The 21,354-nt window shown below is 72.6% G+C and carries 14 protein-coding genes; 2 read left to right on the top strand and 12 right to left on the bottom strand.

Translation table 11 applies throughout. The features are described from left to right. The first annotated feature begins 38 nt into the window (after window positions 1-38). On the top strand, window positions 39-2,426 hold the full coding sequence (locus KY5_RS03590; protein WP_098240803.1) for an ATP-binding cassette domain-containing protein: 2,388 nt from the start codon (window positions 39-41) through the stop codon (window positions 2,424-2,426). Between the two features lie 134 nt (window positions 2,427-2,560). Next, a complete protein-coding gene (locus KY5_RS03585; RefSeq protein ID WP_098240802.1) occupies window positions 2,561-3,478 on the top strand; it encodes a glutaminase in 918 nt (305 codons plus the stop codon). 22 nt (window positions 3,479-3,500) lie between these two features. Here KY5_RS03585 and KY5_RS03580 read toward each other — a convergent pair whose 3' ends face one another. The 12 genes from KY5_RS03580 to KY5_RS03525 all read right to left on the bottom strand — a co-directional run bounded on the left by KY5_RS03580 (window position 3,501) and on the right by KY5_RS03525 (window position 21,353). Further along, window positions 3,501-4,355: a hypothetical protein gene (locus KY5_RS03580; protein ID WP_098240801.1), complete on the bottom strand. Its 855-nt coding sequence runs from the start codon at window positions 4,353-4,355 to the stop codon at window positions 3,501-3,503. Further along, window positions 4,352-8,491, bottom strand: coding sequence for a hypothetical protein (locus tag KY5_RS03575; RefSeq protein ID WP_098240800.1), 4,140 nt, complete (start codon window positions 8,489-8,491; stop codon window positions 4,352-4,354). The genes KY5_RS03580 and KY5_RS03575 overlap by 4 nt, the downstream gene beginning before the upstream one ends. Window positions 8,492-8,493: 2 nt before the next feature. Then, window positions 8,494-12,192: a hypothetical protein gene (locus tag KY5_RS03570; protein WP_098240799.1), complete on the bottom strand. Its 3,699-nt coding sequence runs from the start codon at window positions 12,190-12,192 to the stop codon at window positions 8,494-8,496. Window positions 12,193-12,401: 209 nt separating this feature from the next. After that, on the bottom strand, window positions 12,402-13,565 hold the full coding sequence (locus tag KY5_RS03565) for an aminotransferase class V-fold PLP-dependent enzyme (protein WP_098247037.1): 1,164 nt from the start codon (window positions 13,563-13,565) through the stop codon (window positions 12,402-12,404). Window positions 13,566-13,590: 25 nt separating this feature from the next. Continuing rightward, a complete protein-coding gene (locus KY5_RS03560; protein WP_098240798.1) occupies window positions 13,591-14,625 on the bottom strand; it encodes a Gfo/Idh/MocA family protein in 1,035 nt (344 codons plus the stop codon). A 1-nt stretch (window position 14,626) separates the two neighbouring features. Continuing rightward, window positions 14,627-15,982 (bottom strand): amylo-alpha-1,6-glucosidase, encoded by a 1,356-nt coding sequence (locus KY5_RS03555; protein WP_098240797.1) that lies wholly within the window; start codon window positions 15,980-15,982, stop codon window positions 14,627-14,629. Continuing rightward, on the bottom strand, window positions 15,979-17,220 hold the full coding sequence (locus KY5_RS03550) for an MFS transporter (RefSeq protein ID WP_098240796.1): 1,242 nt from the start codon (window positions 17,218-17,220) through the stop codon (window positions 15,979-15,981). The genes KY5_RS03555 and KY5_RS03550 overlap by 4 nt, the downstream gene beginning before the upstream one ends. Then, on the bottom strand, window positions 17,217-18,392 hold the full coding sequence (locus KY5_RS03545; RefSeq protein WP_098240795.1) for a zinc-dependent alcohol dehydrogenase: 1,176 nt from the start codon (window positions 18,390-18,392) through the stop codon (window positions 17,217-17,219). The genes KY5_RS03550 and KY5_RS03545 overlap by 4 nt, the downstream gene beginning before the upstream one ends. Before the next feature lie 70 nt (window positions 18,393-18,462). After that, complete coding sequence (locus tag KY5_RS03540) at window positions 18,463-19,134, bottom strand: HAD family hydrolase (protein WP_098240794.1); 672 nt, start codon at window positions 19,132-19,134, stop codon at window positions 18,463-18,465. Beyond that, window positions 19,131-19,607: an NUDIX hydrolase gene (locus KY5_RS03535; protein ID WP_098240793.1), complete on the bottom strand. Its 477-nt coding sequence runs from the start codon at window positions 19,605-19,607 to the stop codon at window positions 19,131-19,133. Before KY5_RS03535 ends, KY5_RS03540 begins: the two co-directional genes overlap by 4 nt. Before the next feature lie 4 nt (window positions 19,608-19,611). Continuing rightward, a complete protein-coding gene (locus KY5_RS03530; protein ID WP_098240792.1) occupies window positions 19,612-20,439 on the bottom strand; it encodes an SDR family NAD(P)-dependent oxidoreductase in 828 nt (275 codons plus the stop codon). Beyond that, entirely contained in the window at window positions 20,436-21,353 is a 918-nt protein-coding gene (locus KY5_RS03525) for a TIGR03619 family F420-dependent LLM class oxidoreductase (RefSeq protein WP_098240791.1), read from the bottom strand. Before KY5_RS03525 ends, KY5_RS03530 begins: the two co-directional genes overlap by 4 nt. Window position 21,354: the final 1 nt, after the last annotated feature.

The raw sequence follows: 21,354 nt of genomic DNA, 5'->3' as shown, positions 1-21,354 counted from the left end.
CGAAGGCGGCCCGCGCGACAGAGGGAGACAGAACGAGCATGCCCAAGAGGACGGAAGACCGGTCGCCCGTGCCGCACACCGCCGACAGCCACGATCTGATCCGCGTGCACGGGGCGCGTGAGAACAACCTCAAAGACGTCAGCATAGAGATCCCCAAGCGCCGTCTGACGGTGTTCACCGGGGTCTCGGGCTCCGGCAAGAGCTCGCTGGTGTTCAACACGATCGCCGCGGAGTCCCAGCGGATGATCAACGAGACCTACAGCGCCTTCGTGCAGGGCTTCATGCCCACCCTCGCCCGCCCCGAGGTCGACGTCCTGGACGGTCTGACCACCGCGATCACCGTCGACCAGCAGCGGATGGGCTCCGACCCGCGCTCCACGGTGGGCACCGCCACCGACGCCAACGCGATGCTCCGCATCCTCTTCAGCCGCCTCGGCAAGCCGCACATCGGCCCGCCCAGCGCGTACTCCTTCAACACCGCGTCGGTGAAGGCCAGCGGCGCGATCACCGTCGAGCGCGGCAACAAGACCAAGGCACAGAAGGCGACCTTCCAGCGCACCGGCGGCATGTGCCTGCGCTGCGAGGGCCGGGGCAACGTCTCCGACATCGACCTCACCCAGCTGTACGACGACTCCAAGTCGCTCGCCGAGGGCGCGTTCACCATCCCCGGCTGGAAGTCGGACAGCCAGTGGACCGTGCAGGTCTACGCCCAGTCCGGCTTCGTCGACCCGGACAAGCCGATCCGCGAGTACACCAAGAAGGAACTGCGGGACTTCCTCTACGGAGAGCCGGTCAAGGTCAAGGTCAACGGCGTCAACCTGACGTACGAGGGCCTGATCCCCAAGATCCAGAAGTCCTTCCTGTCCAAGGACAAGGAGGCGATGCAGCCGCACATCCGTGCCTTCGTGGAGCGGGCGGTCACCTTCACCACCTGTCCCGAGTGCGAGGGCACCCGGCTCAGCGAGGGCGCCAGGTCCTCGAAGATCGAGCGGATCTCCATCGCCGACGCCTGCGCGATGGAGATCAGGGACCTGGCCGAATGGGTCCGCGGTCTGTCCGAGCCCTCGGTGGCCCCGCTGCTCGCGGCGCTGCAACAGACCCTCGACTCGTTCGTGGAGATCGGCCTCGGCTATCTCGCGCTCGACCGCCCCGCGGGCACGCTGTCCGGCGGCGAGGCACAGCGCGTCAAGATGATCCGCCACCTCGGCTCCTCGCTCACCGACGTCACCTACGTCTTCGACGAGCCGACCATCGGCCTGCACCCCCACGACATCCAGCGCATGAACGACCTGCTGCTCCGGCTGCGGGACAAGGGCAACACGGTCCTCGTCGTCGAGCACAAGCCGGAGACCATCGCGATCGCCGACCACGTCGTCGACCTCGGTCCCGGCGCGGGCACGGCGGGCGGTTCCGTCTGTTTCGAGGGCACCGTCGAGGGGCTGCGGGCCAGCGGGACCATCACGGGACGCCACTTCGACGACCGGTCCTCGCTCAAGGAGACGGTGCGCACGCCCAAGGACGCGCTGGAGATCCGGGGCGCGTCGGCGAACAACCTGCGGAACGTCGACGTCGACATTCCGCTCGGCGTCCTCACCGTCATCACCGGTGTCGCCGGTTCCGGCAAGAGTTCGCTGGTGCACGGTTCGATCCCGGGCGACGCGGACGTGGTCTCCGTCGACCAGAGTCCGATCAAGGGCTCGCGGCGCAGCAACCCCGCGACGTACACCGGACTGCTCGACCCGATCCGCAAGGCCTTCGCCAAGGCCAACGGCGTCAAGCCCGCCCTGTTCAGCGCCAACTCCGAAGGCGCCTGCCCCACGTGCAACGGCGCGGGCGTCATCTACACCGACCTGGCGATGATGGCCGGTGTCGCCAGCCCCTGCGAGGACTGCGAGGGCAAGCGGTTCCAGGCGTCGGTGCTCGAGTACCACCTCGGCGGCCGCGACATCAGCGAGGTGCTCGCGATGTCGGTGACCGAGGCCGAGGAGTTCTTCGGCTCCGGCGACGCGCACACCCCGGCCGCGCACAAGATCCTCGACCGGCTCGTCGACGTCGGGCTCGGCTACCTCAGCCTCGGCCAGCCGCTCACCACGCTCTCCGGCGGCGAACGCCAGCGGCTCAAGCTGGCCACGCACATGGGCGACAAGGGCGGCGTCTACGTCCTCGACGAGCCGACCACGGGGCTGCACCTCGCCGATGTCGAGCAGCTCCTCGCGCTGCTCGACCGGCTCGTCGACTCCGGTAAGTCGGTGATCGTCGTCGAGCACCACCAGGCGGTCATGGCGCACGCCGACTGGATCATCGACCTGGGACCCGGCGCGGGCCACGACGGCGGCGGGATCGTCTTCGAGGGCACCCCCGCCGAACTCGTCGCCGCCCGCTCCACCCTCACAGGGGAGCATCTGGCGGAGTACGTCGGCGCCTGACGGGCGGTCCGCGGCGGCGCGGGGGAGGTGACGGGAGGCGTGTGGGGGACGACGGGGAGGTGTTCCCTTTCGTCCCGACTGCGCCGGATAAGGTGTGGCTCAAGCACTACCGTACGAAGTCGAAGTGAGCCTGCGTGTCCGACTCTTTCCCGTCCGTCCTCGACCGCATCGCCAGTGAGATCGCGGCCACCCCGGGCCGCGGCCGTCCCGCCGATTACATTCCGGCGCTGGCCGCGGCCGACCCGAACCGCTTCGGCATGGCCGTCGCCGAACTCGACGGCACGGTCCACGGAGTCGGCGACTGGCAGCAGCCCTTCTCCGCGCAGTCCATCACCAAGGTGTTCACCCTGGCCCTGGTGCTGGCCCAGGAGGACGACGAGTTGTGGGAGCACGTCGGCCGCGAGCCGTCGGGCAACCCCTTCAACTCACTGGTGCAGCTGGAGTACGAGAACGGCATCCCCCGCAATCCGTTCATCAACGCCGGCGCGCTCGTCGTCACCGACCGCCTGCAGTTCCTGACGGGCGACGCCAGCGGAACGCTGCGCGACTTCCTGCGTGCCGAGTCCGGGAACCCCGACCTCACCTTCGATCTGGACGTCGCCGACTCGGAGGCCGCGCACGGTGACCGCAACGCGGCCCTCGCGCACTTCATGGCGTCGTACGGCAACATCACGTGCTCGGTGCCCGAACTGCTCGACCAGTACATCCGGCAGTGCTCCATCGAGGCGTCCTGCGGCGATCTCGCCCTCGCCGCGGGATTCCTGGCCCGGCACGGGATAAGGGCCGACGGCTCCACCCTGCTCTCCAGGAGCCGGGCCAAGCAGGTCAACGCGGTGATGCTGACCTGCGGCACCTACGACGCGGCCGGTGACTTCGCGCTCCGGGTGGGCCTGCCGGGAAAGAGCGGCGTGGGCGGCGGCATCATCGCCGTCGTGCCGGGACGCTGCACCGTGTGCGTCTGGAGCCCCGGCCTGGACGAGCGCGGCAACTCGGTCGCGGGCGTCGCCGCGCTCGACCGGTTCACGACGCACACGGGTCTCTCCATCTTCTGATCCCCGTCCCCGGGCCCCGGGGTCAGCCCGAACCGGCGCAGTCGTCGCGCGGGGGCGGCGGTGTCGTGTCGCCCGACTCCGCGTCCGCGGTGGTCAGCACCTTGACGTTCAGCGAGCACTCGATCTGCTTGATGGGGTGGAACGTCACCAGGTCCTCGGGCCCGTGCTCGATCCGGGGACCGCCGCCGACCAGCATGCCGACGAGCATGGCGCCGTACACCTTGTGCCCGTCGATCTCCGTGTCGATGGGGACGAACACGGGCGCGCCCGAGTCGCCCGCCTTCACGATGTTCTTGCCCTCCTTGCCCGCGAGGACGAGACCGTTCGTGCAGATGTGCGGCGGTTCCTCGCCGCACGACTGGCCGCTGGTGAGGTTGTAGACCTCGATGTCGCAGACCAGCTTGGTCACCTTGCCGCTGACGCACACCTTCTGGTCGACCACGGGGCCGTCGGCCTTGCCGAGCACCCGACGGGCGACCGGGGTGCCCTGCGGACCGCCGTCGGTCCACAGCGTCGGCGCGTACACCTGCGGACTCTGCGGGGTTCCGGCGACCAGCGCGGCGTCCACCACGTTGTCGTAGAAGGTCCTGACGAACCTGCCGAAGGGGTACTGGCCCGACGTCGTGTCCACGTTGATCAGGCCGTTGGGGCAGTGCCCCGCGGTGGTCATGGCGCGCTTGCCGTCCTCGACCCTGCGCACCGCGAACCCCGACGAACAGTTGTACGTCTCGCCGAGCACGGTCATCCGGATCTCGGCGCCGCCGCGGTGCGGCTGCGGGTCGTTGAACCTGCTCGCCGGGGCGCCGGAAGCGGGCGAGGACCACACCAGGGCCAGCGCGAGGGTCAGCAGGCAGTAGGCGAACGGTCGTCGTTTCATTCGCTGTCCTCCTGGAGGTCGAAGTCGATCCTGCCGAGCAGGCCGACGGTCAGGCCGAAGAAGTCCGCGTGCACCAGACGCCGGGCGGCGGGCAGCGCGGTGCCCCCCACGGTCACGGTGTCGGTCGCCGTGTCCCGGTCGCTGCGGTAGAGCTCGTACTCCTGGACGAGCAGGCGGTACGAGGTCAGCAACTGCCCGACCGGCGCGGCGATCCCACCGCTCCAGACGAAGCCGCCCGCCTCCGCCCCGCACGTCAGCTCCACCGGCACGCCGAGCGGCTGCCAGTCCATCTCGTCCTGGTTGAGGCTCGCCCTGCTCTGGAGGCTCACGACGACCCGCCTGCTCGCGGCCGCGCCGGGCACCCCCGACCCGGCGAGCTCACCGAGCTCGTTGAACGCCGCGGGCCCGGCCAGCCGGACGGTGAGCCGGTCGCCCTCGCGGTGGCCGCTGACCGAGCGGGGCGGGGCGAGCTGCGCGAACTCGGCGCGCTCCACCTTCGACAGGTGCAGCGGGTCGACCGAGTGCGGCTGGTAGCGGGCCAGGGCGAGGCGCACGTACGGGAAGTAGGCCGACCGCGTCGTGGCCACCGCGCCGAAGTCCACATCGATGTCGACGTACCACAGACGCCGCTCCTGGTGGTACACGGGAGTGAAGGCGGCCGCGTCCACCACCAGCGGTGCCGTATCCGGAGATTCGGCCAGACGCAGCCCCGTCGGGCGCTGCGCGGCGTTCGGGAAGTGCGCGGCCGAAGGGCCCGGCAGGACCGTGGTGTCCGCCCACACGGGGTCCACGCCCCAGCGGGTGGCGAGGGTGTCGGGCAGGTCCGTGCCCCGGTCAAGGACCACGGCGAGCATCTCGTCGTCGCCCGAGGAGAACCAGGGCCGCTTCAGATAGACGCGCAGCCCTGCCGAGCGGCGGTGCCGGGTGATCGTGTCGTGCTCCTCGTCGACGGTCCGCTCCCACCGGAAGGTCGGTACGACGTAGGCGATCACCGGCGGCTCGGGCCGGCGCGAGCTCGGCACCACCAGGGGAGCGGAGACCGGTCCTACGCGGGTGACCTTGGCCCGGTCCTCGGTGAGGCTGGGGTGGAAGTACTCGCGAAAGCGCGTGACGGCGGTCGGGGTGTAGCGCACGTCGCGGTGGTGGGTGTCGCCGAACTCGTGGGTGCGGTCGACGTGTTCCTCGTCCCTCCCGTAGAAGACGGTGACGTCCTCCAGATGGGTGTGTCCGTCGATCCGGCTCGGCGCGTCCTGGGTGACGTCGTCGAGCCACTCGCTCCAGTGCGCGTCCAGCTCGACATGGCCGCTGCTCTCGGAGTGGCTGGTCAGACGGCCGCTCACGCGGGCCGCGGTCTGCTCGGCCTCCCTCCCCGCCGCCAGCGCGTCGACCTCGGGGCGGAGCACGGGCTTCTCCACCGCGTGCACCAGGGTCAGCTCGGTCCACGGGGTGAGCATCCAGTTCTCGCCGTCCGCGCTCGCCCGCGTCACGAACTCCCGGTCGGCTGCGGGCAGGTCCGCCCAGAACGGGGACCCGGTCAGCAGCCCCCACTGGCGTAGCAGCGGCAGCTTCCCGGCGTCGAGGTAGCAACTCAGCCGGACCGTGGCGATCTCGCCCTTGGTCAGGAACACCTCGAGCACCCGCTCGAAGGCGCCGTCGCGCCAGCGCGGCTCGCCGGTGCCCTCCTCGACGCGCAGCTTGAACGGCTTCGCCTGCGGCCACGGCCCGGGGAAGGGGATCTTGCGGTTCGCCGTGTCGCCCGGCAGACCGCGCAGCATCACCCCCTCGGCAAGGACGTCCGGCAGGTACGGCAGGAGCAGCTGGTCGGCGCTGTGCACCACGAACTCGCCCTGCTTGAGCCCGGCGCCGCGCCGGACCAGCGGGAGCGTGGTGAGCGGCAACGGGTCGTGCACGTCGTGCTTGGCGATGTGGACGTCGCCCTCGCGCAGCAGGTCGTGCTCCCGGTACGGCCACTCGGGGTCCCGGACCTTGGTGTCCAGGAAGGAACCGGACTCGCGCGAGGCGACCGCGACGTACTCCTCGCGCACCCGGCCGGGCTTGTCCGGGCCGAAGGCCGCGTCGAACACGCCGTGCTCCTCGGCCATCTGGAGCGCGGTCTTCGGCGGTGCCACATGCCGCTCGGCGACCGGCTTGTACCGCCGGTCGAGACCGTCCACCTCGGAGCGGGCCTCGTGGTCGGGGACGTCGGAGCGGCGCACGGCGTACTCGTCGGTGGAGATGGCGCGGCCGTCGTCGGTGACGGTGCTGCGGATGACGAGGCGCTCCGTGGACTCGCCCTCGTTGAACGGCAGGAGCGGCATGATCACGGGTTGGGGGACCGGCTCCCAGCGGCCGTACGTGAGGGCGTCGGAGTGGACGGCGTCCGGGGTGCTCGCCGTGTGGTCGAGGCTGTTGCCGCTCAGGTCGACGAGCCTGGCGCGCATCCGATAGGTCCTGCCGAAGCGCAGGGCGGGCAGCGAACCGGGCTCGGCGGTGAACTTGGTGTCCAGCGGCACGTCCGGCGACACCGGCGGATCGGGCACCTTCGGCTTGTCGTCGAGGCCGATGGTCAAGCCGGGACGCGGGGCCGCGAGGCTCCAGCCGTGCCAGCCGAACACGGCCTGGTGTCCGTACAGTTGGCGGTCGTCCGCCGCGTCGATGGTGACGGCGCTCGCGCGCACCAGGCCCTCGTCGGGGCCGACCGTGATCTCGAAGGGCGGCAGCCCCGGGCGGCGGATCGTGTAGCGCCCCCGGCGCCTCAGGAGCGAGCGCCACCGGGTGACGCTGCCGGTGGCCGGGTCGACGGAGCCGATGTCGACGCGGTAGCCGCGCACCAGGTCCTGGGCGGTCAACTCGACCTCTTCGGAGGCTACTTGGCGGCCGACGTCGGCGCCGATCTGCCCGGCCAGATGTTTGTCGCGGTCGCTGTGCAGGAGGGTGATCCCGACGCCGCGGGCCGCGGGGGTGCCGGTACCCGACACCTGGTGGGCCACCGACGTCGTGCCCGAGGGTAGGCTTCCGCTCCGCAGGCTGTGGATCGTACGGGCGTAGTCGACGTGCTTGAGCGCCGCGCCGTCCACGTCGAGTTCGGTGAGGTGCCAGGTGTCGGGGGCGCCGAGGTTCAGCATGCGGCCGCTGATCACCGTGCTGTCCCCCGCGGCGGCCTCGAAGACGCCGCCCCTGACGTACCGGGTCTTCGTCCAGGGGCAGTTGCCCGCCGCGTTGAGCCGGCCCGCGTCGGCGATGCGGTCGTCGAAGTGCACGCGGACCTTCGACACCTCGCCGACTCCGGCGGGCATCGTGAAACGCAGGTCGAGCACGAGCCCGAACCTGCGCTGCAGCTCCGGATAGTCGCCCAGGAGACCGCACGCCTCGTGGAAGTCCACGCGGTGCGTGGGTTCATCGGCGAGCGTCGCGGGCTCCTTGCCCCTGTCGTAGAACCGGGCGGCCTCGGCCAGCGGCAGCATGCGCCTGTCGGCGCCGGTGTACACGTCGCTCGTGCGGTCCATGTAGCGGGGCTCGTGCGCGTCGGGCGCGGCGACGTCCCGCGGATGCAGGGCGTTCTCCAGGACCGCGTAACCGGCCTTGGGGTCGCTGCCGAGGTCCAGCACCCGTTCCGAGATCATGTCGGTCAGCCGGAACAGTGCGGGCAGCTCCCAGCCGCGGTGGTCCGTGGGCGGCTCCTCGCACAACAGCCGCTCCTCGCGGGCCCATTCGGTGCGCAGCCTGCTCTGCGTGGTGTACACCGCGACCGCCTCGTAGAGCCCGGTGACCTCGTCGTGCACGAGCTTGCCCGGGTAGGACCGCAGGGTGCGGCGCTCCTGCGCAGCGAGCGTGACCGGTCGCGTGGGTTCCCGCACGTAGGTGTCGTCGGTGAACAGGGTTCGCCACAGGGTGCGGTCGGCGGCCGGATAGCGGCCGGTGGGCTGGTGTTCCTTGACGAGCGGGCCCTGCGCGCTCTCGAACTGCAGCCACAGCGAGGGCAGCAGCGCGGCGAGCCGCTCCGGCCAGTTCTTGAAGTCGTCGGACCGGCCGAGCGTGCTGATGCCGGTGAGGCTCGGGCTGACGAGCACGGACACCCGCACGGTGTCCGCGTCGACGACGCCGTCCGGCAGGATGGTCCATCGGATGCTGTCCATGGTCAGTCCACCTCCGCGAACGCCGTGCAGTAGTCGAGGACCGGGTCGATGCGGGCGCCGGTCGCCGGATCGTCGTAGGGCGACATGAGGTCGGTGAACGTGGGCGGGGTCAGGGCGGGGGCGTCGGCGTCCGCGGCGAAGGCGGTCCGCTTCCCGCTGCCCGCGAACTTCTTCTCGCAGCGGATCGTCACCGACGTCTCGAAGAAGCCGATCTCGATGCTGATGGTGAGGCTGGCGCGGCCGATCGCGTAGCCGTCCTTGTAGCCGAGCTCCATGTACAGCTCGATGGAGGCGGAGACGATGCCGAGGACGTCGACCTCGCCGCGGGCGCGCAGATAGCCGACGAGGGTGACGCTCTTCTGCGCGAGGTCGAGGCGGAAGTAGATCCCCGCCATCACCGACAGACTGCCGCTGGCCACGCCGAAGTTCATCGACACGGCGGCACCGAACTCCAGCGCGGCGTCCAGGACGGCGATCTCTTTGGGGGTGAGGACGATCCCGAAGTAGCCGCCGCCGCCCAGCATCGACACCGTGAGCCGGAAGGGCGCCTCCCGGCGGCAGAACGCGAATCCGGCCTGGAGCGGGGTGTTGCCGATGAAGGGGACCGAGAGCGCGGCGTTCAGCGAGAGGTTCTCCAGGCTGAAGACGCCGACGGCCGCGTTCGGCAGCTGCATCGAGTAGTTCGCGTGGATCCCGGAGCCGTCGACGGTGATCGCGGGCGGGTCGCTGAAGCCGTCCAGCGGGATGATGTTGCGCAGGGTCTGTACGAACTCCAGGTTCCCGATGAAGTCGACGCCGCCGAACTTCACCTCGACATCGGGCTTCTGACCGGCCCGCATGGTGAACTTGATCTGGTCGAAGTGCAGCACGATCGCGTCGAAGCCGGGGACCATGCGCAGGTCGAACTTGCCGAGGGTGCAGGTGACGTCCGCGGCCTGGGACACGTCGGGACGCAGCGAGCCCCGCAGGTCGGTGACCAGGGTCAGCTTGCCCACCGGCCAGAACACGGCGTCCTCGGCCTTGGTCGGCGTCGGCTTGTCCGGGGCCCAGGCCTTGATGTCGGGCTGCCACTCCAGGCGCGAGGTGACGAGGTCGGGCAACTTGGCCCCGAGCGCGGCCAGTTCGATTGCCTTCTTCAGGGCGAGCACCTGACCGACGGCGCTGTCCCAGGTGGCGACCTGCTCGGCGATCCTGCTGAGCAGTTGCCGCACTCCGGTGTCCACGGCGGCGGGCAGCGCGACGCGCAGGGCGGCGAGCGCCTCGGAGAACGCGTTGAAGGCGTTCTCCACCTCTTCGATGGTGGTGGGGTTCGGCGCGCCCTCCAGCTGGTCGGTGATGTAGTCCACGAGAAGCTGCGCGAAGACGACCGCCGCGTCGGTCACGCGGATGACCTGATCCGCGATCTCCGGGAACTGCTCCTCGACGTTGGCGAGCAGGTCGCGCAGCCCCCGCAGGTCGCCGAGGAATCCGGTCACCGCGTTGACGGTCGCCGTGAAGAAGTTCGGCGCCTTGAGGTTGTCCAGGCCGATCTCGCTCATGATCTCCTTGAGCGGGAACATTCCGAACAGCTTGGCGGCCCCGATCGAACTCCCGAAGTAGTCGGCGGGGTTGAACCTGCCCTGGGCGAGCTTGGCCCACTTGTCGAAGGGCGGGGCGTCCGCCGTGGGCGGGGGCGGCGGGGTGGCGGCGACCGGTCCTGTGAGCCGGGAGAGCCCGGCCACCGGGAAGTTCGGCTGGGCGAGCGCTCCCGCGTTCTGGCCGCCGTCGCGGAAGGTGAGGTCCACGGGCTGCGCCAGCTCGACGAAGACCTGCCCCTTGTTCGCCTCGGTGAAGGCGTCCTTCACGTACGGCTCGGGGTAGAACACCGACTGCGGCTGATCCCCGCCGAAGCCGGTGCCGAAGCGGCTCAGCGCGGGGACGACGGCCCGCGCCCAGCGCACGGTCGGCACGAACCGGGGATGGTCGGTGGGATCGAGGCCGAGGAGGGCGTCGGTGGTCTCCGCGCCCCAGACCAACTGGCCGGTGGAGAGCGTCGTGTCGTCGGGCTTGCGGCTCGGGGCGTACGCCAGGGACTGGCCGCGCACGTCGGCGACGGTCCGCCGCACCCCGGGATCGGCCAGGTCCGGCGGCTCGGGCGTCGGGCCCGTGACGAGCCCCTGGTAGTGCGCGACGACGGCCCGCACGTCGGCCGTGTTCTCGTGCACGAGCTTGCCGACGAACGCCATCGGCGTACGGAACTCCAGGCGGCGCCCGTCGAGATCGACCATGGCGACCTGGAAGGCGAACGGATCGTCGGTGGCGGTCACCGGGAAGAAGGCGAGCTTCTCGTTCGGGTCGCCGCCGATCGAGGACAGTCCTGGGATCGGCTGCGGCGCGAGGAGGTCCGGCGTGACCAGGGTGAGCAGCCGGACGCTGGTGAAGGGGAAGAGACGGTGCAGGCGCCGCTGGTCGGCGTTCTCCTCCGGGGTGCCGTAGGCGCGCACCGGTTCGCGCACCATGATGAAGAAGCGCTGGTTGAGGTAGGCGGCACGGTCGGGGCGCGCGTGGTCGAACTTGCGCTCGGTGACCTTGACCAGGTCCGCCAGGTGCCCGAACGGGAAGAGGCGGCCCCGGTACATCACGCGTACGTAGTGGTCGCGGCCGAGCGCCGCGCGGTGGCGCCACTGGGTGACGTCGAAGCCGGTGGGAGGGCGGTCCCAGCGGCCGAGCGAGTCGAGCCAGCCGCCCAGCGTGGACAGGATCAGGTGGTCGACCGCGAGCGGCTCGGGCACGAAGCCGCCGGGCAGCTCGCGGTTGGAGCTGAGATGGACCACCGACGACCGGTCCTTGCGGTCCAGGGCCATGAGGAATTCGCTGCCGCCGCGATCCAGCGGGCGCGGGTCCGCGGGGTCGAAGCCCGGGTCGCGGGTCCATACGGCGCGGGCGCGGCCGGCGGGCAGCCGGGTGTGCCAGAGCTCGACCCGGGCGCCGGGGTCGGGCAGCTCGGTGGTGTGCGTCCAGGCGGCGGTCTGGGGCGGTGACAGGAGCAGGCGGTAGGGCAGTTCGAGCCCGGTGCGCGGGTCGTCGGGGTTGGCGAGGGGGTTCTCGGGGCGGGGGCCCGCGGCGGCGGGCGTCTCCGTGGCGGGGGCGGCGAGGAGCCCGGCGGTGACGGGCCCGTCGGGCCCGTGCCGCGCGGTCAGTTCGGCCACCGTACGAGCCAGCCGAAGGGCCTGGAACACGTCGGGGCGCTCACCGCCGAAGGCCGGTGCGGGGCCGGTCGCCGCGGCGGGTTCGCGGGCGGCGTCCACCACCCGCAGCGGCAGCGTCCGCATGGCCGTGAGCAGGCCGGACTCGGTGTAGTCGATGGCGTCGTCGACGCCCACGGAGAAGACCAGGACGCTGCGGCCGCCGATGCGCGAGGCGACGGGCGCCGGCTTGTGCGGCTCGCCGGTCGCCGGGGCGTCCGCGGCGGTCGACGGCGGGTCGGCCGATGCGGGCAGGCCGGGGCTCACCTCGAAGAACGCCTGCTCGGCGACGTGCTGCGGGCCGAAGGTGACGACCAGGAAGGCGGGTTGGGCGGGGTCCTTGCGGACGAGACGGCGGGGGCCGAGCAAGGGTCGGACGAGACTCAGACCCAGAAAGCCGAAGGTGAGGTCCAGCAGGTCGGTGGCCCGCAGGAGGCGGTAGGGAGGAGGCGGCGGAGGGGGTGACGAAGCGGTCATGTGACTCTCCCGTCAAGCGGCCCCTCCAGCCTCCCGAACTCGCCCCGGTCGCTTGCCTGTTGGGGCCTGTTGCCACCCGAATGAGTGAATCGGGCGAACCGGGCATACACCCTGAGTCGTCGACCCGGCGAGACCCGTGTCGGCCGACGTGGTGTCTGGCGTGTTCCTGCCCGGTTCCCCTGCTCGTCCGCCGCCGTCGGAGCTGGGCCTCACCGCCCGTCGAGCAGCGACCTGAGGCCCGTGGCCAGGCGTTCGTACTCGGCGGGCTCGTTGTAGACCTGTCCGCAGATGCGGATGCCGCCGCCGCCCGGCCAGGCCCAGATCAGCACCCGGCAGCCGAGCCGTGACGCGATCTCCTCGCGCAGGGCGACGGCCTCGTCCTGGGTACGGCCGAGATGCGACGGAAGGCGCAGCGCCCGCATGGCGATGCGGTCGTCGGAGGGCAGCGGGGTCAACCCCGGCAGGCGCGCGAGGAGTTCGGCGCCGTAGGCGGCGAGGGCGCTGTTGTGGGCGCGCACGCGGTCGGGGCCGAGGCCGGTGAGCAGGTCGAGGCCCTCGGGGGCGGCCAGCCAGCCGGTGTAGTCGACGGTGGCCCGGTATTCGAGGGCGCGGGGGTAGCCCCGGTGGTCCTCCCAGGAGGGGACGGGCGCGGGCACCCGGTCGCGGTGGGCGGGGGCGGTCACGAGCAGGGCGCTGCCCGGCGGGGCGTACCCCCACTTGTGCAGGTTGCCGAACCAGAAGTCGGGCCCGCCCGCGAGGGGTTCGGCGAGCATGCCCGGCGCGTGGGCGCCGTCGACCACGGTGGTCACGCCGCGCTCGGCGAGGTCGGCCAGGAGCGCGGGGGTGGCGATGAACCGGGCGGTGGGCGAGCTGATGTGGTCGAGCACCGCGACGCGTGTCCGAGGGGTGAGCCCGGCGAGCACGGCGGCGCGCACCGCGTCCTCGTCCGGCAGGGCGGGGTCCAGGGCGACGGTCCTGACCCGGGCCCTGCGGGCGGCGGCCGCGACGACCGTGCCGTAGCCGTGGTCGGTGACCAGGACCTCGTCGTCGGGGGCCAGGCGCAGCGCGTCGAGTGCCAGGTTGGCGGCCTCGGTGGCGTTGCTGACGAGGGCGGTCCCCTCGGGGTCCGCGCCGATGTGGGCCGCTATGCGGGTACGGGCCTTGGCGAGCCGGTCGGCGACGCCGAGGAAGAACACGTCCGGGTCGTGGTCGGCCTCCTCCGCGAGCTCCCGCTGGACGCGGGAGACGGGGAGCGGGACGGCGCCGAAGGAGCCGTGGTTGAGGTGGGCGACGTGCGGGCCGAGCCGGAAGAGCTCGGCGCCGCCGGGGAACGCGGCGGGCGTCGCGGGGGAGGGGGCGCTGGTGTCAGTCACCCTTCGATTGTCGACCCCCGACCCGTCATCGGGGCAGGTCCCGATCACCCGCGCGAGCGGCGTGCGCGGCCGGCTCACGCCCCGTCCCGCCGTCGGCGCCCGCCGCCGCTGCCCGCACCGCGTCGATCACGCGCGCGATCAGGCGGCTCTGCTCCGGCGGCACCAGGTATCCCGTGCCGCCCGAGAGCGCGCGGTCCACGTCGGTGACCATCAGCCGGTACGGATCGGTCGGGGCGTACTCCCGTACGTCCACGGTCCGCCGTGGGTGCTCGGACGTCGAGGCGAGCGTGCACGGGGCCGCGCCCGCGGTGAAGGCGGGCGCCGACAGGCGCAGCGCTCCCTCGGTGCCGTGGACGGTGAACTCCTCGGCGAGCTCGCCGTCCAGGGAGCACCGGACCTCGGCGGTCCCGCCGCACGGGAAGACGAGTTCCGCGGTGGCCGAGCGGTCGGCGGAGGCGGCGTCCCAGTTCTCCCACCGCGCGTGCGCGACGTGCGGCGGCTGCCAGGAGAACGCCGCCAGCGTGGCCGAAAGGGCGTAGTAGCCCACGTCGTACAGGGCTCCGCCGCCGAGCGCGGGGACGCGGCGGTAGTTGTCGGGGGCCGGTGCGAGGCCGTGGAAGTCGGCCGTGACGTGCAGTGGGCGGCCGATCGTCGCAGCGGCGACGGCCGCCTCCGCGTCCCGGGTGCGCGGGTGCCAGCGGTTCCACGCGGCCTCCACGAGGGTCCGCTCCGCGCGGCGCGCCGCCTGCTCCATCGACGCGGTCTCCGCCTCGGTGAGGCCGAGCGGTTTCTCGCACAGCACGTGCTTGCCCGCGGCGAGCGCCGCCTCGACCCAGGCGCGGTGCGCGGAGTTGTGCAGCGCGACGTACACGATGTCGACCTCGGGGTCGGCCAGGAGGTCGGGATAGGCGGCGTAGGTGCGGTGGGGCGCGAGCGCGGCGGCCCGGGCCTCGTCGCGCGCGGCGACCGCGTGGAGGCGGGCGCCCGGAGCGGCGTGCACGGCGGGAGCCAGGCTCGACGCGGCGATGGAACCGGCACCGAGGAATCCCCAGTTGGCCATCTCAGACCTCCGTCGGCAGCGGGTGCGTCGCGGGCACGCGAGCCTCGTCGTGTGCGTACGCACCGGCAAGAGCCCCCGGCGCGAGCAGGCCCTCCGTGTGCAGCAGGTCGAGGACGAGCGTGCTCCAGCCGAAGGACCGTGCCCCGTGGCCCGCCGCGTCGTACGGTCCGTAGCACTCGCGCGGGCCCCGCGCCGCCACGCACTCGGCCGTGCGCAGCGCCAGTCGCCGGGCCTCCTTGTCGTACCCCCTGCGGCGCAGGCCCCCGTACAGGTACCAGTTGAGGTTCACCCAGCTCGACCCGCGGAAGATCGCGCCGGTGGTGAACGAGGGGTCGAAGGAGGGCTCGGTCGCCGCCACGCTCGGCACCGGGTACGGGAGCCAGAACTCCCGCTCGTTCAGGAGGTGTTCGTGGATGAGACGTTCCGCGATCGGCTCCGGGACGCCGTCGCCGACGAGCGGGAAGAGGGAGCTCGCCGTCAGGACCGTGGAGCGTTGCCCCGACACCAGGTCCAGGTCGAAGAAGGCCCCGCGCCCGGGGTCCCAGCAGTGCTCGACGAGCGCCGACCAGATGTCCCGTGCCGCGGCCTCGGTGGCGCGCGACACCGGCTCCGGTGCGCCCGTCTCCGCCTGCAGCCGTGCGAGGGACATCAGGCCGTCGGCGTAGATGGAGTTGACGAGCACGTCGTTCCGGACGAACGCCCCGGTGGCGCGCAGCGGGCTCTCGGGGCGGCGGTCGTGGGAGTAGCCGTCGATGAGGCGCCGCATCGCGGCGTGCCAGTCGTCGCGCACGGTGTCCGGCGACGAGGTGTCGAGCCCGAGCGCCGCGTCGTACTTGGGGCTCATGTCCAGGCCCGACTCGTCCGGCTGGTAGATCTCGATGAGCCCGGTGCGCGGGCTGCGCCGGTGGCGGTGCAGCCAGTCGAAGAAGCCCTGGACGGCGGGGAGCGTCCGCTTCAGCCAGGCCAGGTCGAGCGTCGCCTCGTAGACGTGCTCGACGGCCCGTGCGATCACCGGCGGCGCGATGGTCACCGAGCGCCAGCCCTCCCACAGGTCGATCCTGAACTCGGCGGTGGCGCGCGGCCGCAGGTCGTCCTGCCAGAGCACCATGTGCGGCAGGAACCCGGTCCCGGTGACCGCCGAGAGCAGCGAGGACAGCTCGGTGCGCGCCCGTTCGGAGTCGACGTGCAGCAGGGCGATCGCGTGGAAGCAGCTGTCCCACGCCCACTGGAACGGGTACGTCTCGGGCGAGGGGCAGGTGTAGTCGTAGGCGAGGCCCGCACCGGCGGAGAAGCCGGTGCGGCGGTTCTCGCGCAGCACATCGGCGGCCTTGTGCGCCGCCGTCGCGTGACTGGTCAACTCGTGACCTCCGTGGGGTCCGACCGCTCCGCGGCGGGACGGGGGGTGGTGGATGGGGGAGTGCGTGGCGCGCGGTCCAGGAGGACGAGCAGCGCGGCCACGGCGATGAGCAGCGCCGTCACCCCGAACGCCGGGCGGACACCGATCCGGTCGGAGAGCGCGCCGAGCAGCAGCGGGGCGCACATGATGGCCGTGGACGCCGTGAGGTAGACGCGGGCGGTGATCCGGTCGCTCTGGTCGGGGGCGACCTCGATGGCGAGCGAGAGCACCAGCGGGAAGAGGTTCGCCACGCCGAAGCCCGTGACGAAGAGGGCGACGAGCGCGACCGGGGCGGCGGTCGCCGCCCACAGCGGCAGGAACCCCGCGCCCGTCACCGCGAGCGCGGCGACGACGAGACGACGGGCCCGCCCGGGGCGGGCCACCGAGCTGCCGACCAGGCGCCCGGCGAGCGCCCCCGCGGCGAACAGACTCATCGCCGTGGCCGCGCCGTCGGCGCTCAGGCCCACCCCGCTGGACAGGTGGGGCGCACCGTAGAACACCACGCAGAACTCCAGGCCGACCACGATGCCCAACAGGGTGCACAGCAGCCGGAAGCGTGCCGGGAGAGGGCCGGGATTCCCCCGGCCGTCCTTCCTGCGGTCGGTGCTTCCGGCAGCGGGCACCGTGCCGAACGGCACCTTTCGGCACGCGACGTACAGGACGACGCCCGCGAGCAGCGGCACCACCAGGGCGGCACGCCAGCCGGGACCGCCCGCCTGGAACGCGCCGACGGCGAGCGGGGCGATCAGCGCCGTGGCGCTCGCGCCCGCGTTCGCCTCCACCAGCGCCCGCTCGCGGTGCGGCCCGTGGTGATCCGAGAGCGCCGACGCGGTCGCGGTCTGGAGCGTCGCCCCGGTGACGCCCATGGCGAGCGAGGCGGCCAGGGTGTACGCCACGCCCGCCCACGCGCCGAGGGCGAGCAGCAGCGCGCTGGCGGCCAGGGCGCCGGCGGCCGCCCAGAACAACCGGCGGCCGCCGAGCCGCGCGCTGACGCGGGCGTAGAGCAGATTGGTGACGATGCCGCCCGCGGCGAAGAGCGTGGAGTGCGCGCTCATCGCTGCGTACGAGAGGTGCGTCTCCTCGCGAAGCAGCGGCAGCAACGGGCCCTGGACGTACAGGACGTACGCGTACAGGGCGAGACCGCCGTACGCCATGCCGGTCACCGAGTCGCGGGTGAACGTCCCTGGTGGCCCGGTCACACGGCGGCCCCGGTCTCCTGGACCGCGTGCCCCACCCGCAGCGGCTCCCCGAGGTCGTCGGCGGTCCGGGTCCGCGCGAAGACGTCCGGCGCGAGCAGCGAGGTCTTCATCGACGCGCCCTGCCCGTACTCGGTGAACGCCCGCCGCACGCCGTCCTCGTCGTCGAGCGAGACGTACGACGTTATGAGCGGCCGGGCGTCGACGAGCCCGGTCTCGATGAGCCGCAGCGCCACCCCGGCGACCTCGGCCGAGCGGGCCATCGGGAACTGGCGCACGTCGAAGGGGGCGGCCCGCAGGCTCAGGCCCTTGGCCAGGATCATCCAGGTGTTGATGAGCTGCGGCACGGCGGTCGCGCCGTAGACGACGTAGGCGCCACCGGGTCGCAGCAGCCCCATGGCCTGCTCGCGGACGTCCTTCGGCGCGGGCGCGGAGCCTTCGGCGGCGGCCTCGACGTGGGGCAGCGCGTCGAAGACGTAGTCGGCGTAGGTGTCGTGGTGCTCGCGCACGAAGTCGCCGAGGGCCTCGGCGCCCGTCTCGGTGTGGAAGGACAGGGCCGCGCCGTGCTCGCGGGCCAGGCGCAGACGCTCGTCGTTGCGGTCCAGGACGGTGACGTGACCGACGCCGAAGTAGCGGCGCAGGACCTGCACCGCGAGCAGGGCGCTGGGGCCGCAGCCGAGGACGACGCAGGTGTCACCGGGCCGCGGCGGGTTCCACAGCAGCGAGCGCAGGACCGAGGTGAGCGGCTCGACGACGGTGGCGAGCGAGGAGGGCACGGTGGCGGGAAGCACCACCGAGGCCGCCTGGTCGGCGTCGTAGAAGTTGCGGTCCGTGTACCAGGTGGTCTCCGCGGCCTCCTGGCCGGGGAACAGGGGGCGCAGCGCGCGGTACTCGGCCATGCCGCCGAAGTCGGTCTGCCCCCAGTAGCAGATGCGGTCACCGGGCTCCACGGAGCCGCCGAGGGCGCGCCCCACCTCCAGGACGCGGCCGACGTACTCGTGCCCCGGGATGATCGGCCAGGCGCCGGGGGACAGATGGCCGCGGAAGTACGAGACGTCCGTCGAGCAGATGGAGACCGCCTCGGTCCGCATCACGATCTCGTCGGGCCCGCACACCGGGTCCGGCACGGTGGACAGGGCGAGTTCGCCGGGGGCGGTCATCATGTGGACGTACATGGGTCTCCCAAGCAGGGTGCAGCCGGGCACCGCACGGTGCCCGTCGAGGGTGGGTGTGCGAGAGGGGTGGTCACAGGGGTGCGGGGCCCGCCGGGCGGCCGAAGAGCGGCAGCAGGTCATCGGGCGTCAGCAGCGTGAGGTCGGCGGGCGCACCGGGGTCGTACTGGTGGCCCCACCCGGCCGCGGCCGCGCGGGCACCGGCGGCGCGCGCGGCGAGCAGGTCGCGCGGCGCGTCACCGGCGTAGACCGCGTCGCGCGCGCTGACGCCCAGGTGCCGACAGGCGCTCAACACGCCCTCGGGGTCGGGTTTCTGACGGGCCACCTCGTCGCCGCCGACGACGGCGTCGAAGTGGTCGGCGAGGCCGGTGGCCGAGAGCAGGATCCGCGCGGCGCGACGGCTGGCGCCGGTGAACACCGCGAGCGGGACGCTCCCGTGCAGCGCGTCGAGCGCCGCCCGGATCCCCGGATAGACGACGGCGCCGACCGCGGTGTCGGCGAGGGCATGGTGATAGAGGTCCAACTCCTCCTCGGTGCACGGCCGTTGGAGGAGGTGGGACAGCATGATGCGCGGTGGGCCCAGGGCGTAGAGCTCGACGACCTCGGCTCTGCTCGGCGTCGCGCCGCCGAGCCTGCGGACGGTCTCGACGAAGGCGTCGGGCACCACCTCACCGGAGTCGAGGAGCGTGCCGTCCATGTCCCAGACGAGGGCGCGCGGCACGCCCGTGCCGCCGTCGCCGCTCATGACGGCTCCACGAACCACGACTCGGCGCCGCCCTTGAGCGCCTGTGTGATCTTGAGGAGGTTCTTCTCCTCCATGGCGGGCAGCGCGTCGGCGGGGAACCAGGCCACTTCGAGCGACTCGTCGTCGTTGACCCGCGCCCGGCCGCCGACCGGGCGGCAGCGGAAGGCGATGTCCAGGTACTGGGCCCGGTCTCCGTTGGGGTAGGTCATGGGCGGCTCGGTGTAGACGGTGCAGACGCGCTCGGGCACCACGTGGACGCCCGTCTCCTCGTGCACCTCGCGCACGATGGCGGGAGCGGGCTGCTCGCCGGGTTCGAGCACGCCGCCCACGATCGCCCACAGACCGTTGTCCGCGCGCCGTACGAGCAGGATGCGCTCGTCGTCGTCGACGACCACGGCACTGACCCCGGAGAGCCAGAGGAGCTGGGTGCCCACGTGGGAGCGCAGATCCGCGAGGAAGGGGGGAACCGGCATGGGGTCAGGTCTCCTGTAGGTGGTCGGTGGCGTCGTGGCGCGGGCCGCGTCGGCCGATCGTCATGCCGCCGTCGACGTGCCAGGTCTGGCCCGTGATGTCGGCGGCGTCCCGCGAGGCGAGGAACGCCACGGTCGAGGCCACCGACGCGCCGCGCTGGAAGCGGCCGAGCGGAATGCCCGCGAGCGTCGCGTCGCGCACGGCGTCGGCGTCCGTGCCGAGCAGGCCGCCCTGGCGGCGGAAGTCCTCGGCGATCATGTCGGTCTCGACGATGCCCGGGCAGACCGCGTTGACCCGCACGGCGGGCGCCAGTTCGACGGCCAGGCACCGGGTCAGGCCGAGCAGCGCCGCCTTGGTCGCCGCGTAGTGGGAGATCAGGGCCTGGCCCTGGACGGCGGCCTGGCTCGACACGTTGACCACGCTGCCGTCGCCCGCCGCCGTCATCGCGGGCACGAGCAGCTGGGTCAGCAGGAAGGCACCGCGCACGTTGACGGCCCACACCTCGTCCAGATCCCGCTCGGGCACGTCGGTGAAGCGGTGCAGCGTCGCCGTGCCCGCGTTGTTGACGAGGACGTCCACGCGGCCCGACCGTGCGAGCACCTCGGCGCCGAGGGCGCGCACCGCGCCGGAGTCGGCCAGGTCGCACCGGACGCCGTGCGCGGTACCGGGGCCCGCGCCCTTCAACTCCCGTACGGCGTCGTCGAGCGGCCCGGCCGAGCGGCCGGTGATCGTGACGTCGGCGCCCTCCTCGACGAGGCGGCGCGCGATGTCGCGGCCGATGCCCCTGGTGCCGCCGGTGACCAGGCAGGTGCGGCCGGTGAAGCGCCCGGTCATCGCGTGCCTCCCGAGGCCGTGCGCACGCCGGACGCCGCGTCCAGGGCGGCGCGCAGCAGGTCCGACGCGTCGTCGAGGCGTTCCCACGACACGTCGAGGATCACTTCGTCGAACCCGGCGGCGGCCGCCGCGACCGTGGCCTCGGCGCAGCGCGTGGCGTCCGCCCCGGCCGGGCAGTTGATCTTCAGGACGCGCTCGGCACGGCCGCTGCGTCCGTGGGCCGACCGCTCCGCCTCCAAGAGGCCCACGGCGGCGCCCAGTTCGGCGCTGTCCACCGCGTCGGCGTCCGCCACGGCGAGCCAGCCGTCGCCGAGCAGGGCGGCGCGGCGCAGGGCCGGTTTGCTCATCCCGCCGACGAGGATCGGCACGCCCGCCTCCCTGACGGGCCTGGGGAACATCAACAGGCCGTCCGGGAGGGAGACCTGCTCGCCTTCGAAGCGGTCGGGCCTGCCGCACCAGCAGGCGCGCAACACCCGTACGCACTCCTCCATGCGCCTGCCGCGGCCCGCGAAGGAGTGCCCGAGCGCATGCATCTCCTCGGCGAGCCACCCCGCCCCGACCCCCAGGCGCAGCCGCCCTCCTGACAGCACGTCAAGGCTCGCGGTGGCCTTGGCGAGCTCCACCGGATTGCGTTGCGGGAGCACCAGGACGGCGGTGCCGATCCTGACCCGCTCGGTGACCGCCGCGGCCTGGGCGAGCGCGACGAGCGCCTCCAGCTGCGGGGCCGAGGGGTCCCAGGCGATGGCTCCGTCGGCCCGGTAGGGATAGGGCGAAGCGGGGTCGGCCACCATCGCCAGATGGTCGTTGACCCACAGCGACGCGGCGCCCTCCTGCTCGGCGGCGCGCGCCACGTGGGCGAGCCCCGGGTCCCAGGCGCGCCGCGATGTCGTCGGCAGCGAGATGCCCACGTCCATG

Source organism: Streptomyces formicae (genome assembly GCF_002556545.1).
Lineage (GTDB): Bacteria > Actinomycetota > Actinomycetes > Streptomycetales > Streptomycetaceae > Streptomyces > Streptomyces formicae_A.
Note: the sequence above shows the minus strand (reverse complement) of the source record. Positions and strands in the feature narration are given on the sequence as shown.

Bases quoted from the DNA above. Each gene is read 5' to 3' on its own strand.
- KY5_RS03590 (WP_098240803.1), top strand. From the start codon at position 39: ATGCCCAAGAGGACGGAAGACCGGTCGCCCGTGCCGCACACCGCCGAC.
- KY5_RS03580 (WP_098240801.1), bottom strand. From the start codon at position 4,355: ATGAAACGACGACCGTTCGCCTACTGCCTGCTGACCCTCGCGCTGGCC.
- KY5_RS03575 (WP_098240800.1), bottom strand. From the start codon at position 8,491: ATGGACAGCATCCGATGGACCATCCTGCCGGACGGCGTCGTCGACGCG.
- KY5_RS03570 (WP_098240799.1), bottom strand. From the start codon at position 12,192: ATGACCGCTTCGTCACCCCCTCCGCCGCCTCCTCCCTACCGCCTCCTG.
- KY5_RS03560 (WP_098240798.1), bottom strand. From the start codon at position 14,625: ATGGCCAACTGGGGATTCCTCGGTGCCGGTTCCATCGCCGCGTCGAGC.
- KY5_RS03545 (WP_098240795.1), bottom strand. From the start codon at position 18,392: ATGTACGTCCACATGATGACCGCCCCCGGCGAACTCGCCCTGTCCACC.
- KY5_RS03540 (WP_098240794.1), bottom strand. From the start codon at position 19,134: ATGAGCGGCGACGGCGGCACGGGCGTGCCGCGCGCCCTCGTCTGGGAC.
- KY5_RS03535 (WP_098240793.1), bottom strand. From the start codon at position 19,607: ATGCCGGTTCCCCCCTTCCTCGCGGATCTGCGCTCCCACGTGGGCACC.
- KY5_RS03530 (WP_098240792.1), bottom strand. From the start codon at position 20,439: ATGACCGGGCGCTTCACCGGCCGCACCTGCCTGGTCACCGGCGGCACC.
- KY5_RS03525 (WP_098240791.1), bottom strand. From the start codon at position 21,353: ATGGACGTGGGCATCTCGCTGCCGACGACATCGCGGCGCGCCTGGGAC.